At 55.2% G+C, this 15,273-nt stretch carries 17 protein-coding genes; 10 read left to right on the plus strand and 7 right to left on the minus strand.

Going from position 1 to position 15,273, the window contains the following annotated elements:
- Positions 1-11: 11 nt before the first annotated feature.
- Positions 12-746 (plus strand): 23S rRNA (guanosine(2251)-2'-O)-methyltransferase RlmB, encoded by a 735-nt coding sequence (gene rlmB, locus Q7C21_RS21000; protein WP_003855328.1) that lies wholly within the window; start codon positions 12-14, stop codon positions 744-746.
- Positions 747-966: 220 nt separating this feature from the next.
- A complete protein-coding gene (locus Q7C21_RS21005) occupies positions 967-2,595 on the plus strand; it encodes an isovaleryl-CoA dehydrogenase (RefSeq protein WP_039659428.1) in 1,629 nt (542 codons plus the stop codon).
- On the opposite strand, the gene bsmA is transcribed toward Q7C21_RS21005, so the two are convergent.
- Both bsmA and Q7C21_RS21015 read right to left on the minus strand, forming a co-directional pair.
- Entirely contained in the window at positions 2,569-2,895 is a 327-nt protein-coding gene (gene bsmA / locus Q7C21_RS21010; protein ID WP_003855330.1) for a biofilm peroxide resistance protein BsmA, read from the minus strand. The genes Q7C21_RS21005 and bsmA overlap by 27 nt on opposite strands.
- Positions 2,896-2,951: 56 nt before the next feature.
- Complete coding sequence (locus Q7C21_RS21015) at positions 2,952-4,883, minus strand: methyl-accepting chemotaxis protein (protein ID WP_008925792.1); 1,932 nt, start codon at positions 4,881-4,883, stop codon at positions 2,952-2,954.
- Positions 4,884-5,042: 159 nt separating this feature from the next.
- On the opposite strand from Q7C21_RS21015, the gene yjfP reads away from it, so the two are divergent.
- Entirely contained in the window at positions 5,043-5,792 is a 750-nt protein-coding gene (yjfP, locus tag Q7C21_RS21020) for an esterase (protein ID WP_187513279.1), read from the plus strand.
- Positions 5,793-5,841: 49 nt separating this feature from the next.
- On the opposite strand, the gene Q7C21_RS21025 is transcribed toward yjfP, so the two are convergent.
- The gene (locus Q7C21_RS21025) at positions 5,842-6,048 is read right to left on the minus strand and encodes a hypothetical protein (protein WP_003855333.1); all 207 of its coding nucleotides are present in this window, start codon (positions 6,046-6,048) and stop codon (positions 5,842-5,844) included.
- Between the two features lie 404 nt (positions 6,049-6,452).
- Between Q7C21_RS21025 and rpsF the strand changes: the two genes are divergently transcribed.
- Genes rpsF through rplI form a run of 4 tightly spaced genes read left to right on the plus strand, consistent with a single transcriptional unit; the run spans position 6,453 to position 7,893 of the window.
- The gene (gene rpsF, locus Q7C21_RS21030; RefSeq protein ID WP_003855334.1) at positions 6,453-6,848 is read left to right on the plus strand and encodes a 30S ribosomal protein S6; all 396 of its coding nucleotides are present in this window, start codon (positions 6,453-6,455) and stop codon (positions 6,846-6,848) included.
- 6 nt (positions 6,849-6,854) lie between these two features.
- Positions 6,855-7,172 carry a primosomal replication protein N gene (priB, locus tag Q7C21_RS21035; RefSeq protein ID WP_010256154.1) on the plus strand — a complete coding sequence of 106 codons (318 nt, stop codon included), beginning with the start codon at positions 6,855-6,857 and terminating at the stop codon, positions 7,170-7,172.
- A 4-nt stretch (positions 7,173-7,176) separates the two neighbouring features.
- On the plus strand, positions 7,177-7,404 hold the full coding sequence (gene rpsR, locus Q7C21_RS21040) for a 30S ribosomal protein S18 (protein ID WP_002210155.1): 228 nt from the start codon (positions 7,177-7,179) through the stop codon (positions 7,402-7,404).
- A gap of 39 nt (positions 7,405-7,443) precedes the next feature.
- Positions 7,444-7,893, plus strand: a complete 450-nt coding sequence (gene rplI, locus Q7C21_RS21045) for a 50S ribosomal protein L9 (protein ID WP_003855506.1) — start codon at positions 7,444-7,446, stop codon at positions 7,891-7,893.
- A gap of 82 nt (positions 7,894-7,975) precedes the next feature.
- Here the strand turns inward: rplI and Q7C21_RS21050 are convergent, their stop codons facing one another.
- Entirely contained in the window at positions 7,976-8,650 is a 675-nt protein-coding gene (locus Q7C21_RS21050) for an OapA family protein (RefSeq protein ID WP_164913074.1), read from the minus strand.
- 220 nt (positions 8,651-8,870) lie between these two features.
- On the opposite strand from Q7C21_RS21050, the gene fklB reads away from it, so the two are divergent.
- Positions 8,871-9,491 (plus strand): FKBP-type peptidyl-prolyl cis-trans isomerase, encoded by a 621-nt coding sequence (gene fklB, locus Q7C21_RS21055; protein WP_003855508.1) that lies wholly within the window; start codon positions 8,871-8,873, stop codon positions 9,489-9,491.
- Between the two features lie 44 nt (positions 9,492-9,535).
- Here fklB and Q7C21_RS21060 read toward each other — a convergent pair whose 3' ends face one another.
- Positions 9,536-11,479 carry a bifunctional 2',3'-cyclic-nucleotide 2'-phosphodiesterase/3'-nucleotidase gene (locus Q7C21_RS21060; protein ID WP_154926743.1) on the minus strand — a complete coding sequence of 648 codons (1,944 nt, stop codon included), beginning with the start codon at positions 11,477-11,479 and terminating at the stop codon, positions 9,536-9,538.
- 295 nt (positions 11,480-11,774) lie between these two features.
- Between Q7C21_RS21060 and cysQ the strand changes: the two genes are divergently transcribed.
- Positions 11,775-12,518, plus strand: a complete 744-nt coding sequence (gene cysQ, locus Q7C21_RS21065) for a 3'(2'),5'-bisphosphate nucleotidase CysQ (RefSeq protein ID WP_003855511.1) — start codon at positions 11,775-11,777, stop codon at positions 12,516-12,518.
- Between the two features lie 56 nt (positions 12,519-12,574).
- Here the strand turns inward: cysQ and Q7C21_RS21070 are convergent, their stop codons facing one another.
- A complete protein-coding gene (locus tag Q7C21_RS21070; RefSeq protein WP_154926744.1) occupies positions 12,575-13,132 on the minus strand; it encodes a YtfJ family protein in 558 nt (185 codons plus the stop codon).
- 314 nt (positions 13,133-13,446) lie between these two features.
- Here Q7C21_RS21070 and Q7C21_RS21075 point away from each other — a divergent pair, with 314 nt between their 5' ends.
- The gene (locus Q7C21_RS21075; RefSeq protein ID WP_003855513.1) at positions 13,447-13,653 is read left to right on the plus strand and encodes a DUF1107 domain-containing protein; all 207 of its coding nucleotides are present in this window, start codon (positions 13,447-13,449) and stop codon (positions 13,651-13,653) included.
- 179 nt (positions 13,654-13,832) lie between these two features.
- On the opposite strand, the gene Q7C21_RS21080 is transcribed toward Q7C21_RS21075, so the two are convergent.
- Complete coding sequence (locus tag Q7C21_RS21080) at positions 13,833-15,155, minus strand: hemolysin family protein (protein WP_008925787.1); 1,323 nt, start codon at positions 15,153-15,155, stop codon at positions 13,833-13,835.
- Positions 15,156-15,273: the final 118 nt, after the last annotated feature.

The raw sequence follows: 15,273 nt of genomic DNA on the forward strand, positions 1-15,273 counted from the left end.
TGAGCAGATCGATGAGCGAAATTATTTTTGGTATCCATGCCGTGCAGGCGTTGCTGGAACGTGACCCACAACGTTTCCAGGAAGTCTTTATCCTCAAAGGCCGCGACGACCGTCGCCTGCAACCCGTGGTCGCCGCGCTGGAAGCTCAGGGGATTGTTATTCAGCTGGCCGAGCGCAAGTGGCTCGACAGCCAGGTTGAAGGCGGTGTGCATCAGGGTATCGTAGCCCGGGTGAAACCGGGCCGTCAGTATCAGGAAGGCGATCTGCCGGATCTGCTGCAGAGCCTGGACAAACCGTTCCTGCTGGTGCTGGACGGTGTCACCGATCCCCATAACCTGGGTGCCTGCCTGCGCAGCGCTGATGCTGCCGGTGTTCACGCCATCATCGTGCCAAAAGATCGTTCCGCTCCCCTGAACGCCACCGCCAAAAAAGTGGCCAGTGGCGCGGCAGAGAATGTGCCGTTGATCCGCGTGACCAACCTGGCGCGTACTCTGCGTCTGCTGCAGGAATATAACATCTGGGTCGTTGGCACCGCAGGTGAAGCGGACCATACCGTCTTCCAGAGCAAAATGACCGGCCCGATGGCGCTGGTGATGGGCGCAGAAGGGGAAGGCATGCGTCGTCTGACCCGTGAGCATTGCGATGAGCTGATCAGCATTCCGATGGCGGGCAGCGTTTCTTCGTTGAATGTCTCGGTCGCCACCGGCGTCTGCCTGTTTGAAGCGGTGCGTCAGCGCAACGCCTGATCCCCGATGTGATCCTCGCCACAAATTAGTTTCTGTACCAGGCATAACTGCACGTCATTCGTATATACCCAAAGAATTTCGGGTTGCATTGAGGCGGCAAGAGAACGAATCCCGATGAGCTTACATGAGTAAGTGATTCGGGTGAGCGAACGCAGCCAACAAACATGCAGCCTGAAAGACGACGGGTATACTTACTGAGTGACATCCGCGAGGAGCCGTTATGACCTGGACAACACACACTGTTTTTAATCAGCCTCATCCTCTGAGCAACAGCAATCTGTTTCTGTCTGATACGCCGCTTGGCGAGGCACTGTCACGCGAAGGTGCCGGATGGGATCGGGAATGGCTGGCATCGGTAGGTCGTCAGCTGGGCAGCGCCGAGTCTCTGGAGCTGGGCCGACTCGCCAATGCTGAGCCGCCTGAACTGCTGCGCTACGACGCCCGTGGCGAACGCATGGATGAAGTTCGTTTCCATCCCGCCTGGCATCTGCTGATGCAGGGTGTCTGCGCCAGTCGCCTGCACAACCTGAGCTGGCAGCCCACGGTTCGTGAACAGGCCAGCGTGGCGCGCGCTGCGCGCTTTATTCTGCATGCGCAGGTTGAGGCGGGCACGCTCTGCCCGGTGACCATGACACACGCGGCCATTCCCCTGCTACAGACTTATCTGCCGGCCGCCTTTGAAGGCTGGCTCGATCCGCTGCTCAGCGATCGCTACGACACCCATGCACAGCCCGGCGACCAGAAGCGGGGTCTGCTAATCGGAATGGGTATGACGGAAAAGCAGGGCGGCAGCGATCTGCTCACCAGCACCACCCACGCTGAACCGCTGGGCGCGCGTGGCGCAGGTGAAGCCTACCGCCTGACGGGCCATAAATGGTTTTTCTCCGTGCCACAGAGTGATGCGCATCTGGTGCTGGCTCAGACGCCTGCCGGATTAAGCTGTTTCTTCCTGCCGCGGCTGTTACCCGATGGGTCACGCAATGCCATCCAGCTGGAGCGGCTAAAAGATAAGCTGGGTAATCGTTCCAATGCCAGCTGTGAAGTGGAGTTTCGCGACGCGACTGGCTGGCTGCTGGGTGAGGAGGGCGAAGGCGTGCGGCTGATCCTGAAGATGGGCGGCATGACGCGTTTCGACTGCGCCCTTGGCAGTCACGGTCAGATGCGCCGCGCTTTCTCGGTAGCCGTCTCGCATGCCCATCAGCGTCAGGTAATGGGGAAAAATCTGGTGGAGCAGCCGCTGATGCGTCAGGTTCTGGCTCAGCAGGCATTGCAGCTGGAGGGGCAAACTGCACTGCTGATGCGGCTGGCGCGCGCCTGGTCACAGCCGGCAAAACCGCATGAAGTCACCTTTGCCCGCCTGTTTACGCCCGCGGCAAAATATGAGATCTGCAAAGCGGGTGCGCCGTTCGTTGCGGAGTCGATGGAGGTGCTGGGAGGGATCGGCTATTGCGAGGCCAGTGAGCTCCCGCGCCTCTATCGTGACATGCCCGTCAATAGCATCTGGGAAGGATCGGGCAACGTGATGTGCCTTGATGTGCTGCGCGTGCTTGCCCGTCAGGCAGAGGTTACCGCGATGCTAAGTCAGGAATTTGAAGCAGTGAAGGGGAGTAACCGCCATTTTGATACGCGCTGGCGTCAGCTGCGTCTGAGGCTTAACCACGTTCCTGAAGAGCAGGCGCGTGAGGTTACCCGCACGCTGCTGCTGCTGGCAATGGGTGCACAGCTACTGAAATATGCCGAACCTCCGCTGGCGGATGCATGGTGCCAGCAGTGGCTCGACCAGCGTGGCTCGCGCCCGCTTGAGGCCGCGATTACCGATCGTTTACTGGACCGTGCCTGCGGCAGGTGATGCGCCGTACAGAATCGCACTGGCGTACCAGAAGCCCGGCATGACCGTTTCGCTCACCATCACGATCTGATAGTAAGCGGCTCCGGCCTGATTGGCCTGGGCGGCAACGGCACGCTGGGCATCATCCGGTGAGCCGTGTACGTTAACGGTAATATTGCCCAGCTTCGGCAAACCGCCACTCTGCGCCCGTGAAATCTCCTGTGCCTGTTGAGTCGGCGCAGGCGGGGCTTTTGGCGTGGTGTCAAACGCCGAACAGCCTGCCAGCAGCAGGCTGAACACCAGTAAATAAGCAGAACGCATAGCAAAACCCTTTTTCAGGACGAGACAATGAGTGTACGTCATCGCCCTGAAAGACGTCAGGATTTCAGGCTGAATACGCTGACCAGCTGGGTCAGGTGGTGCCCTTTATCACTCAGGTTCTGCGCGCTGTTTTCCGCCTGTGCCACCAGTTCGCTGTTCTGGTGCGTCGCCTGACTGATCTGGTTCATCGCAATATTAACCTGACCGATACCTGCCGCCTGCTCCTGCGCCGCCACGTTGATCTCGCCCATCAGTGCCTGCACCTGCTCGATGTGCGTCACAATGTTGGTCATTGCATCGCGCGTCTGCTCAGAGAGCTGATGGCCCTCTGCCACGTTGCTGATAGAGGTCGCAATCAGTCCGTCGATCTCTTTAGCGGCTTGCGCGGAACGCTGAGCCAGCGCGCGCACCTCGGCGGCTACCACGGCAAAACCCCGGCCCTGTTCGCCAGCACGCGCCGCTTCAACCGCAGCATTCAGCGCCAGGATATTGGTCTGGAAGGCGATCGACTCAATCACATGCGTGATATCCGCAATGCTTTGCGATGAAACCTTAATTGCTGACATGGTATTGACAGAGCGCACCACGGTTTTGCTGCCGTGACTGACGATATTGCTGGCTTCGGCCACCAGTGACATCGCCTGACGCAGGCTTTCGGCGGTGTGTTCAACCGTGGCACCAAACTGCTCCATGCTGGCAGAGGTCTGCTCGACGCTGCTGGCCTGACGCCCGATCTGCTCGCTGATGTTATGGCTGCTGGCCGCGATGGTGTCCGTGCCGTCGCTGATCTCCTGCGCCGCACCGCGCACCTGGCCGACAATTTTCTCCAGGCCATCGCCAATGCCGTTAATTGCAATGATCAGCTGGCCAACTTCGTCGCGACGAAGCGTATCCATATGGACCTGCAGGTTGCCGGCGGCATACTGCTCCGCCAGATGAATCACCTGCTGCAGCGGACGGGTAATCGCCCGACGGCTGTACCAGACAAAGCCCAGCGCAAAGACGATTACCAGAACCAGTCCGGTAATCAGGAACAGGTTACGGCTATGCGTAATGGGTGCAAGCAGGCTGTCGCGGTTAACTTCGCCGGTAATCACCCAGTTCCAGTCCGGCAATTGCTCCCAGGCCAGAATCTGCATCTCACCATTGATCTCCACCTGCTGCATACCTTTCGGCTCCGTCAGCAGCGGTTTCAGCGTTGCATCATCCCAGTCGGGGCGTTTTCCTTCGTCGTGCTGATCGAACAGATACGCTCCCTGCGTTTTACCGGGCGTGCCGTTGAGCACGAAGAAATGACCGCTATCACCCAGCTTACGCGCCAGGATTTTTTCTCGCATCAGCGCATACTGTTTATCAATACCCACACCGACGAACAGAATGGCAACGACTTTACCGCTCTCATCTTTTATCGGCTGATACTGTGTGATATAGCGATGGCCGAACAGCGTCGCCAGCCCGCGGTAGACTTCGCCCTGGTGAACACGTTTCCAGGCCGCCCCGGTGCGGTCAAGCTGCGTACCGATTGCGCGACTGCCATCCTCTTTTTTCAGCGAGGTTGAAACACGGACAAAGTCATCGCCATCGCGCACGAAAATGGTCGCCACGGCGGCGGTGCGCTCGGTGAAATCGTCTACGGCAGTTTGATCGAGATTCAGTGTTTTCAACCCGGCACGCAGCACTGGCGTCGAAAAGGCACCGACCTGCACCCGCGAGCTTTCATCCAGGCTAAAGCGCTTAGGCAGGAAGCTGGTAAACAGATCGGTATAGTGAGCCACCTCTTCGGTGAGGGTGGCATTAAACATAGTGGCCATTTCACTGATGCCCTGCACCTGGTTGTGCATGTCATCGATGGCGAGATTTTCCAGCTGGCGCGAGGCGTTGTGGCTTTGAGTCAGTGTCAGCACCAGCAACAGCAGTGCAACGCTGAGAGACGTCAGTACAGACAGCTTAACTCCGAGACTCAGTCCGCTGAGAGAGAGACGCTTCATAAATTACCTTTGATCAAGTTAAGGGAGTACACGATCAACGGCAGAGTGCGGGAAAAGTTTAGGGAGAAGTTAGACAGCTAAGCGGAGCGGGTGATTTCGCAAATCAACCCGCAGAACACAGACTTGATCGGCATGCCTTGCTGCCTCTCAGGAGAGACCATGATTGAACTCACTACAGAAACACTGGCCGGTATCGAATGCCTGCACGCCACGCCTGCCGGACAACGGCATCAGCCACTGCCAACCGTGCTGTTGTATCACGGCTTTACCTCATCAAAAGAGGTCTACGCCTATTTCGCCGTGGCGCTGGCACAGGCGGGGTTTCGGGCGGTGATGCCGGATGCGGAGCTGCACGGCGCGCGTTATCACGGTGATGCCAATGCACGCCTGGGCCGCTTCTGGGAGATTCTGAAACAGAACATTGATGAGCTGCCATTGCTGGAGGCTGCGCTGCGTAGAGACAATCTGATCGCTGACAGGCGTTTCGCAGTGGCGGGTGCGTCGATGGGTGGCATGACAGCACTGGGCGCGATGGCGCGTTATCCGCAGATCCAGAGCGTCGCCTGTATGATGGGATCGGGCTATTTTATGCAACTGAGCGAATCGCTGTTTCCACCACTGGTGGCGGATACGCCGGAGCAGAAAGCGCAGTTTGCGGCCCGCATGGCTCCCCTGACGGACTATGATCCCTGCAACCATCTGGAGGCACTGGCTAACCGTCCGCTACTGCTGTGGCATGGCGAAGCGGATGAGGTTGTGCCCTGGGCGGAGAGTGTCCGGCTGGAGAGGGCGCTGCGTGACAATGGACTGGCGCAGCATCTGACCTCACTGTCGGAAAAACAGATCGGGCATAAGATCACGCCCTCTGCATTAACGGCGCTGGTCAGCTTTTTTAGACAGCAGTTATAAATAATGAACGGGCGGAGAAGGACTCTGCCGCCCGTAAAGTTACCAGCACTTACCAGAACGCAGACGCTTTTTCTGCTGCGCTGGCAGGCGCATTAACCGGGTTTCTTTCCGGCGTATCCAGCCGGTTAACGTAAACATAACCCGATGCCGCTTCGCTGCTGTGACTTCTCATCTGCTGCGCACAGTCAGCATGGCTGGCAAGAGCGGGTGGAGACAGGAAGAGACCCAGTAAAGTGGCGATGACGAACGTTTTCATGCCCGACTCCTCACTTCAGGGAACACACTCTGCGTGACGCCACTAAGCGAACCGTGACGTCTCTAATCAGTTTAGCGACTGAGTAAATTATCGCCAGATCATCCACCTGAACCTCTTTGTCAGCATTTTTGAACCTTCGCCGCCCAACCTGCTGTATTTACGTCATTAGCACAAAAAGCCCCGATATCTGGCACGACGCCTGCGATTTGTTTAAATGTGCGCTTGAGTTCAGGCACCTTCGCCGGTATGATTACGCGTCAATTTTTCAGCCGCATTCTCAGGCTGTGTCCCACAAACGCTCGTCACTGCGAACCTTTGTGGGACACAGCCTATAACGTTCCTTGCTTCCATGGGCCGCGGTTGACCCCGACAGGAGGCTGAATAATCCGTAAGGAGCAATTTCGATGCGTCATTACGAAATCGTATTTATGGTTCATCCTGACCAGAGCGAACAGGTTCCTGGCATGATCGAGCGTTACACTGGTGCTATCACTGGTGCTGAAGGCACGATTCACCGTCTGGAAGACTGGGGCCGCCGTCAGCTGGCTTACCCGATCAATAAACTGCACAAAGCGCATTACGTTCTGATGAACGTTGAAGCGCCGCAGGAAGCGATCGATGAGCTGGAAACGAACTTCCGCTTCAACGACGCCGTTATCCGTAGCATGGTTATGCGCGTTAAAAACGCGGTAACTGAAGCATCACCGATGGTTAAAGCGAAAGATGAGCGTCGTGATCGTCGCGAAGATTTTGCTAACGAATCCGCTGATGAGTCAGATGCTGGGGATTCTGAAGAGTAATCCATCGTGACGGTCAATCGACTTCGCCTGTCTGGCACTGTGTGCAAGACACCGGTTCGAAGAGTTAGCCCGTCAGGAATTCCTCACTGTCAGTTTGTGCTTGAGCACCGCTCAGTGCAGGAGGAGGCCGGGTTTCACCGGCAAGCCTGGTGTCGTATGCCTGTTATTATTAGCGGCAGCGCCCATCAGGTGATTACTCAACATATAACGGTCGGCACGCAACTCACACTCGACGGTTTCATTAGTTGCCATCAGGCACGAAATGGCCAGAGCAAAGTGGTGTTCCATGCCGAGCAGATTGAATTGATAGATTCTGGAGACTAGCCTAATGGCACGTTATTTCCGTCGTCGCAAGTTCTGCCGTTTCACCGCGGAAGGCGTTGTTGAGATCGATTACAAAGACATCGCAACGTTGAAAAACTACATTACCGAAAGCGGTAAAATTGTCCCGAGCCGTATCACCGGTACTCGTGCAAAATACCAGCGTCAGTTGGCTCGCTGCATCAAGCGTGCGCGTTACCTGTCTCTGCTGCCGTACACTGATCGTCATCAGTAATCGGCAACTGTCCATTAACGACTTTAAGAGGATAAGGTAATGCAAGTTATTCTGCTTGATAAAGTAGCAAACCTTGGCACCCTGGGTGATCAGGTTAACGTTAAAGCGGGCTATGCTCGTAACTTCCTGGTACCACAGGGCAAAGCTGTTCCTGCTACCAAGAAAAACGTTGAGTTCTTCGAAGCACGCCGTGCTGAACTGGAAGCCAAACTGGCTGACGTTCAGTCTGCAGCAACTGCACGCGCTGAGAAAATCAATGCACTGGGCACTGTAACCATCACGTCTAAAGCGGGCGATGAAGGTAAACTGTTCGGTTCAATCGGTACCCGCGACATCGCTGATGCAGTTACTGCAGCTGGCGTTGAAGTCGCTAAGAGCGAAGTTCGTCTGCCGAACGGCGTTCTGCGCACTACCGGTGAGCATGAAGTAAGCTTCCAGGTTCACAGCGAAGTCTTCGCTAAACTGAACGTGAAAGTTGTTGCTGGTTAATTTTATTAACTGAGCACGACATCAACGCCGGCCTTGTGCCGGCGTTTTTGTTTTTATGCCTTTCAATAAACTGCTGTTGGCCTTACTGCGCGCGAATAAAGCTGCCATCTGGCTGACGCGTAAACAGCACCGGGCCATTTGCGCCATCAACGGTCAGACCGGTTACCACACCCTGCGCATCCTGACGGATTTTCACCTGCTGACCACTTTTCAGTGAGCTGAGCGGCTGGTCACTGCCTTCCACCCGCGCCATCGCAAACACATCATTGACCGGCAGACTGTTGTCACGAAACAGCTGCGCCAGCGTCTGACCCGACGCAATGGTCATATTGCGCCATTCGCCCTGAGAATCAGCTTTTGGCGTCTGCTGAGACGCTGAGGATGAAGGCTGACGGGCACGGTTGTTATCATAAATATCCGCCTGCATCGGCACCTCTTTCTCCGCAGAAGGCGAAGACTGCTCGACCGGATAGCGCAGGGTACTGGTGGGCCAGAGAAACGCCACCAGCATCACCAGCAGTGCCGCCACAATGCCACGACGGTGCGGCGCAGGCAGCGGATCCATCCAGCGAATATGGTCGGTAAAATGCCAGATACGCTGAAGCCATGTCGGCAGGCGGGATGACGTGTCTGAAGCCATTGGGGTTTCCTCCTCTCCGGCAGTTTGCTGTAGCCTGCGTGCGGCCAGCCAGGTCTGCAGCCGGGATACCATTTGTTTTGCACGCATCCTGCGGCGGCGTGGGGCAATCTGGCCCATGTTTGCTCTCTTATTCAGGTGCTACAGATGAGGTGATCCCCATCGATAGTTATAGTATGGGCAATCCCGGCGCGAAGTGCCTGCCAGCATTGATAAATTTGACGTGGCTATTGTTTCTCTTTCATCAGCAAAAGTCATCTGCGACGCAGGGCATTTTACGCCAGCGGCCTGCGCTGCTATGCTGCCGGTTCGAATTTATCCGAGAGTGAAAGGAACGAAGATGACTACCCCTTCTTTCGACAGCGTCGAAGCACAAGCAAGTTACGGTATTGGTTTACAGGTTGGCCAGCAGTTGCTGGAATCTGGTCTGCAGGGTCTGCAACCAGAAGCACTGCTCGCGGGTCTGCGCGACGCGCTGGAAGGGAACTCGCCGGCCGTACCGGTTGATGTGGTTCATCGCGCACTGCGTGAAGTGCACGAACGCGCGGAAGGCGTGCGTCGTGAGCGTACCGAAGCTATGGCCGCAGAAGGTCAGGCATTCCTGCAGGAACATGCGCAGCGTGAAGGCGTGAGCAGCACCGAATCAGGCCTGCAGTTCAGCGTGATTACTCAGGGTGAAGGTCCAATCCCATCACGTCAGGATCGCGTACGCGTTCACTACACCGGCAAACTGATCGACGGCACCGTGTTCGACAGCTCAGTTGCCCGTGGCGAACCGGCAGAATTCCCGGTAAGCGGCGTTATCCCTGGCTGGATTGAAGCGCTGACGCTGATGCCGGTTGGCTCAAAATGGGAACTGGTGATCCCACAGAACCTGGCGTATGGCGAGCGCGGTGCGGGTGCCTCTATCCCACCATTCAGCACGCTGCTCTTCGAAGTTGAGCTGCTGGAAATCCTGTAAGATAAGACGCTGCAACCACCCCGGTTGCAGCGTTTTCTCCCGCCTTATTTCTGCTGTAAATTTACCTGCCACAGTGCAAAGCCAATCGCATCTGTTCCTTTGGGCTGAAGCGGATATTGCGCATGCTGCTTAATAAATCCGGTCGCCTTATCGCCCGGTGCCGTTTCAAACTGAATATCGAGCGGAGTGGATGAGGTAATCGGTGCCAGACGCCAGTTATTGTCCGCCTTCGGCTGAACTGCGCCATGCGCTTTGGTTTCCGCGCTGATGTAGGCTGCTACCACCGAACGGTTCTCATCTGGCGAGGCAAAGGCGATGTACTTATCTCCGGTGCCGGCAAACTTGCCGCCATATGCGCGATAGTTATTGGTCGCCACCAGGAAGAGAGCCTGCGGATCGATGGGTTTACCCTGCCAGGTAAGCTGACGGATGCGTGAGGCGTCAGGATGGATCAACTGACACTCTGCGTCATAACGCGCGGGCTGGGTCACATCAATCTGATAATTGACTCCATCAATCACATCGAAGTTATAGGTGCGGAAATCCCAGTTAATCAGCGACTGCGTTTTGCTGCTGTGCGGATCGATCTGGTTAAACTGGCCTGCTGAGCATTCCAGCCACTCTTTCACCTGCGCACCCGTGACTTTCATCACGACCAGTGTATTGGGATAGAGATAGAGATCGGCCGCATTACGGAAAGTCAGGGCACCTTTCTCCACTTCGACATAGCTGGCAGGATCGTTTTTACGTCCGCCCGCTTTAAACGGCGCGGCAGCAGAGAGCACCGGCAAACGGCCCAGATCCGGATCGCCCTGAATGAAATGCTCCACATAAGCGCGCTGCGCATTATTGACGATCTGCACCGTTGGATCGTCCTGAACCAGCGACAGATAGCTGTACATTACGTCAGCCGACTTGCCGATGGGCTTCGCCACAAACTCCCGCGTGGCGCGGTGATCGTCAGCCAGCACTTTCACCAGCGCCGGATCTTCCGCCGCCAGCGATTTCTTCGCGGCAGTATCGTAGATCGGTCGCGCCTCTGCTTTGCCGCTGCTCACCTGCCAGCGTCCGCCCTCATTGTTCAGCACCAGATCGACCACGCCAAGATGATCGCCCCACATGCCTGGCATCACCGCCGGAACCCCGTTCAGCGTGCCGTTAGCAATGTCTGCGCCTTTGATGCCAGCAAACTCCTTGCTGGGGAAGACGGCATGCGCATGACCAAACAGGATGGCGTTAATACCTTCCACCTGGCTGAGGTAGTAAACCGAGTTTTCTGCCATTGCGTGATACGGCTCGCTGCTCAGGCCGGAGTGAGGGATAGCAATAATCAGATCGGCACCCTGCGCGCGCATCTCAGGCACATAGCGGCGAGCTGTTTCGGTGATGTCATCCACCCGTACCTTGCCCTGCAGATTGGCTTTATCCCACACCATGATCTGCGGCGGCACAAAGCCGATATAGCCAATCTTCAGGGTCTGCGATTTGCCCTCGCGATCAACCACCGTCGTGGATTTGATGAGGTAAGGGGTAAACAGCGGTTTGCCGCTCTTCACATCAATCACGTTGGCGTTCACATAAGGGAAGCGCGCACCCGCCAGCGCTTTTTTCAGGTAGGGCAGGCCATAATTGAATTCATGGTTACCGAGGTTGCCGACAGCGTAATCCAGCGTATTGAGCGCCTTGTAGACCGGATGGATTTCGCCCTCACGCAGCCCTTTAGCCGCCATGTAGTCGCCCAGTGGGCTGCCCTGAATGATGTCGCCGTTATCAACCAGCAGGCTGTTCTTCACCTCCTGCCGGGCGGCGTGAATCAGCGTGGCGGTGCGCACCAGACCAAATTTCTCGGTTGGCGTATCTTTGTAGTAGTCGAAATCCATCATATTGCTGTGCAGATCGGTGGTTTCCAGTACGCGTAAATCGACCGTCGCGGCCTGTGTGGCGACGGAAACGCTCAGGGCCAGTAACATCATTCCGGGCTTAAACATGCTTGCTCCTGCTGCAAATTAAATTCAGGCTCTCAAAATAATGTAAAAGCATGACAGATAGTCATTTTAAATCGTGATGGGTATAACGTTTTGATGCATCGGCCTGCGACTCATTCTTATACGATAAAGGCTCACTGGCGCCAGCATGGCGATAAGCACATAACTATGGTATTGATATATCTATAAATTGAATTGCCGCCGGACCAGTAAACAGGCTGGTCAGGCGGAACTGCTAAAATGTCACTATCTGAAGATGGGCTGATCCTGCAGCAGACAGACAAAAACGAGGTGAAAAATGTTAGAGCAAATCTGCCAACTGGCACGCGAAGCTGGCGACGCGATTATGCAGGTCTATAACGGTGCCGCGCCGCTTGACGTTTCTCACAAATCGGACGATTCGCCGGTGACCGCTGCGGATATCGCGGCGCATGAAGTCATCATGGAGGGGCTGAAACAGCTATCGCCTGACATACCGGTACTTTCAGAAGAAGATCCGCCAGCCTGGGATGTCCGTCAGCACTGGCAACGCTACTGGCTGGTTGATCCGCTGGATGGCACCAAAGAGTTCATCAAGCGTAACGGTGAATTTACCGTCAATATTGCGCTGATTGAAGCGGGCAAGCCGGTGATGGGCGTCGTCTATGCGCCAGTGCTGGGCGTAATGTATTCCGCGGCAGAGGGTAAAGCGTGGAAAGAAGAGGGCGGTCATCGCGAACAGATTCATGTCCGTGACGCACGTCCTCCGCTGGTCGTGGTCAGCCGCTCACATGGTGACGACGACGAGATGAAAGAGTACCTGAAGCAGTTGGGTGAGCATCAGACCGTTGCGACCGGCTCCTCACTGAAATTCTGTCTGGTGGCAGAAGGTAAAGCTCAGCTCTATCCCCGTTTCGGGCCAACCAATATCTGGGATACCGGCGCGGGTCATGCCGTGGCGATGGCTGCGGGTGCGCATGTACATGACTGGCAGGGCAAAACCCTGGACTATGCGCCGCGCGAATCCTTCCTGAATCCCGGCTTTCGCGTTTCGCTCTTTTAAGACGATATTGGCATAAATGCCCGGCGAGCGATTCTCTCGCTCCCGGGTGTTCAGCATTACTCTTTCAGCAGTGAGTTGACCAGCGCGATAACTTTTGTCACTTCATCCTGCGTCAGCGAACCATCCTTCACAAACTTCACTTTGCCCTGCTTATCCAGCACCACTATGGCGGAACCACCAGGCTGTAACTGCCAGCTGTGCTGCACGTTGCCTTTGCTGTCTACGACAAACTGAGACCAGGGATATTGCTGCTTGTTGGTCTCGACGCTGCTGCGCACAAACATGCCCGTGCCCGGAATCGCGTCATCGGTATTGACGATGGTGGTGGTCTGATAGCGATCATGCGGCAGCTTCGCGGCTTTGATCGCTTCTACCAGTGCCGCGTTCATCTCTTTCGCAGATGAGCGACCCGCAATATGCTGGATGACGCGAACTTTTCCGCTGAGCTGCGCGCTATTCCAGTTTTTGTAGCTAAACTTCTCCTGTTGCAATAACAGCTCGCCTTTGTCATTCACGCCTACAGCCGGTACCCGCATATCCAGTCTGAGGTTATGAGCCATCGCGCCTGCCGGTATCAACAGAGACAACGCCACAGCTGCCAGGGTTATACGCATTGTTATTTCCTAAGGTGATCAGACCAGTCAGTCATTTTACTGCAATAGTAAGCGGGGATGATGCGCCTGTCCTGGAAAGGTGTCAGGTTTGTTATGGCCGCCACAATTCCTTAATCAATGAAGGTTTATACTGTGTTGTGTGAGCCTGATAACAGAGTGTTCTGTAATGATGTGTCAATTCAGTAAAAAAATTCACTTTTAGGAACATCAGTCAGTTTTAGTGTTCTATAGTTATCGCGAATTCGCGCTTCATGGGCTGGAACCAAATTTGGAAACGGCGAAGCGTGCTTAAAAATGTACAGGAGTTAAACAGCATGAAGATCTTCCAGCGCTATAATCCGCTACAAATAGCGAAATATGTAAAAACGCTGTTCAAAGGAAGGTTGTATATCAAGGACGTGGGCGCGTTCGAGTTCGATAAAGGGAAAGTATTAATCCCTCGCGTCAAAGACAAACAGCACCTGAGCGTGATGTCAGAAATTAACCGCCAGGTCGTTCGTCTCAAACTTGAGTTCAACTAATAACAAGGGCGCCGATGGCGCCCTTAGTGTATGACCTATCAGGCTATTCCCTTTGCCTGTCCGAACACGGACGGTGCCCACAATCCCCACCTGCTACGTAAACGTTCCGGTTGTTCCGCCCGCTCTGTATCCAGGACTGCCTGGGACAATAATAGCCGCCGGGACACGCTCTGAGTCATTTACTCTTCTTCGGTTTTGGTCAGGTTCAGCACGGGTGGTCGTTCATCAATGCGGGTGACCAGCAGCTGATCGATACGGTAGCTATCGATATCTACCACTTCGAACTTATAGCCAGCAAACTTCACAAAATCGGTACGCTTTGGAATCTTACGCAGCATATACATCATAAAGCCGCCGATGGTTTCGTAGTTGCCTGACTGCGGGAAATCATCGATGTCCAGCACGCGCATTACGTCATCAATCGGTGTGCCGCCTTCAACCAGCCATGAATTCTCATCGCGCGCCACGATCTGCTCTTCCATGCCCTGACCGACCAGATCGCCCATCAGTGTGGTCATGACGTCATTCAGCGTAATGATGCCCACGACCAGCGCATATTCGTTCATGATCACCGCGAAATCTTCACCAGCGGTTTTAAAACTTTCCAGCGCTTCTGAGAGCGTCAGCGTGTCCGGCACGATTAGCGCAGAGCGAATCTGCAGGCCGCTGTTCAGCGCCATGCTCTGATTGCCGAGTACGCGCAGCAGCAGCTCTTTTGAGTCGACATAGCCAACGATATGATCGATGTCGCCGCTGCACACCAGAAACTTCGAATGAGGATGCTGGGCGATTTTGGTCTTGAGGCTGGTCTCATCTTCGTGCAGATCAAACCAGACAATATTCTCGCGTGAGGTCATTGAAGAGGGAACGGTACGTGACTCCAGCTCAAACACGTTTTCAATCAGCTCATGCTCCTGCTTGCGCAGAACGCCCGCCAGCGCACCGGCTTCCACCACCGCGTAGATATCGTCGGAGGTGATGTCATCTTTACGCACCATCGGCAGCTTGAAAATACGGAAGAAGACGTTGGCCAGGCCATTAAACAGAAATACCAGCGGACGCATCACTAACAGGCAGAAACGCATCGGATTGATGATGCGCAGCGCGATGGTTTCCGGTGCGACCATGCCAACCCGCTTTGGTGTTAAGTCGGCAAACAGGATAAACAGGCTGGTCACGATGGTGAATGAACAGATAAAGCTGAGCTGTTCCGCCAGTTCCGGCGAAACAAAGCGGTTAAACAGGCCGCTGAAAACCGGTGAAAATGCCGCGTCGCCGACAATACCGCCCAGGATGGCGACAGCGTTAAGGCCAATCTGCACCACGGTGAAGAACATGCCCGGCGTTTCCTGCATTTTCAGCACACGCTGGGCATTGACGTTGCCTTCGTCGGCCAGAAGTTTCAGTTTGATCTTACGGGCGGCCGCCAGCGAGATCTCCGACAGGGAGAAAAAGGCACTGATTACAATCAGCAATAAAATGACAAGCAAGCTATCTAACATATGAGATCCAAAGGGTTATCCACTTGTCATTTTTGGCCTGGGCAGCGTGGGTAAGCGCAAACAGAGTTGGTTTATCCGTGAAACAGAGCTATCCGTGCCAAAAATGTCTGCGCCAGTT

Origin of the sequence: Pantoea sp. ANP04, assembly GCF_041982285.1 — a bacterium.
In the GTDB taxonomy this organism is placed as follows: Bacteria; Pseudomonadota; Gammaproteobacteria; order Enterobacterales; family Enterobacteriaceae; genus Pantoea; species Pantoea eucalypti.

Bases quoted from the DNA above. Each gene is read 5' to 3' on its own strand.
- rlmB (WP_003855328.1), top strand. From the start codon at position 12: ATGAGCGAAATTATTTTTGGTATCCATGCCGTGCAGGCGTTGCTGGAA.
- Q7C21_RS21005 (WP_039659428.1), top strand. From the start codon at position 967: ATGACCTGGACAACACACACTGTTTTTAATCAGCCTCATCCTCTGAGC.
- bsmA (WP_003855330.1), bottom strand. From the start codon at position 2,895: ATGCGTTCTGCTTATTTACTGGTGTTCAGCCTGCTGCTGGCAGGCTGT.
- Q7C21_RS21015 (WP_008925792.1), bottom strand. From the start codon at position 4,883: ATGAAGCGTCTCTCTCTCAGCGGACTGAGTCTCGGAGTTAAGCTGTCT.
- yjfP (WP_187513279.1), top strand. From the start codon at position 5,043: ATGATTGAACTCACTACAGAAACACTGGCCGGTATCGAATGCCTGCAC.
- Q7C21_RS21025 (WP_003855333.1), bottom strand. From the start codon at position 6,048: ATGAAAACGTTCGTCATCGCCACTTTACTGGGTCTCTTCCTGTCTCCA.
- rpsF (WP_003855334.1), top strand. From the start codon at position 6,453: ATGCGTCATTACGAAATCGTATTTATGGTTCATCCTGACCAGAGCGAA.
- rpsR (WP_002210155.1), top strand. From the start codon at position 7,177: ATGGCACGTTATTTCCGTCGTCGCAAGTTCTGCCGTTTCACCGCGGAA.
- rplI (WP_003855506.1), top strand. From the start codon at position 7,444: ATGCAAGTTATTCTGCTTGATAAAGTAGCAAACCTTGGCACCCTGGGT.
- Q7C21_RS21050 (WP_164913074.1), bottom strand. From the start codon at position 8,650: ATGGGCCAGATTGCCCCACGCCGCCGCAGGATGCGTGCAAAACAAATG.
- fklB (WP_003855508.1), top strand. From the start codon at position 8,871: ATGACTACCCCTTCTTTCGACAGCGTCGAAGCACAAGCAAGTTACGGT.
- Q7C21_RS21060 (WP_154926743.1), bottom strand. From the start codon at position 11,479: ATGTTTAAGCCCGGAATGATGTTACTGGCCCTGAGCGTTTCCGTCGCC.
- cysQ (WP_003855511.1), top strand. From the start codon at position 11,775: ATGTTAGAGCAAATCTGCCAACTGGCACGCGAAGCTGGCGACGCGATT.
- Q7C21_RS21070 (WP_154926744.1), bottom strand. From the start codon at position 13,132: ATGCGTATAACCCTGGCAGCTGTGGCGTTGTCTCTGTTGATACCGGCA.
- Q7C21_RS21075 (WP_003855513.1), top strand. From the start codon at position 13,447: ATGAAGATCTTCCAGCGCTATAATCCGCTACAAATAGCGAAATATGTA.
- Q7C21_RS21080 (WP_008925787.1), bottom strand. From the start codon at position 15,155: ATGTTAGATAGCTTGCTTGTCATTTTATTGCTGATTGTAATCAGTGCC.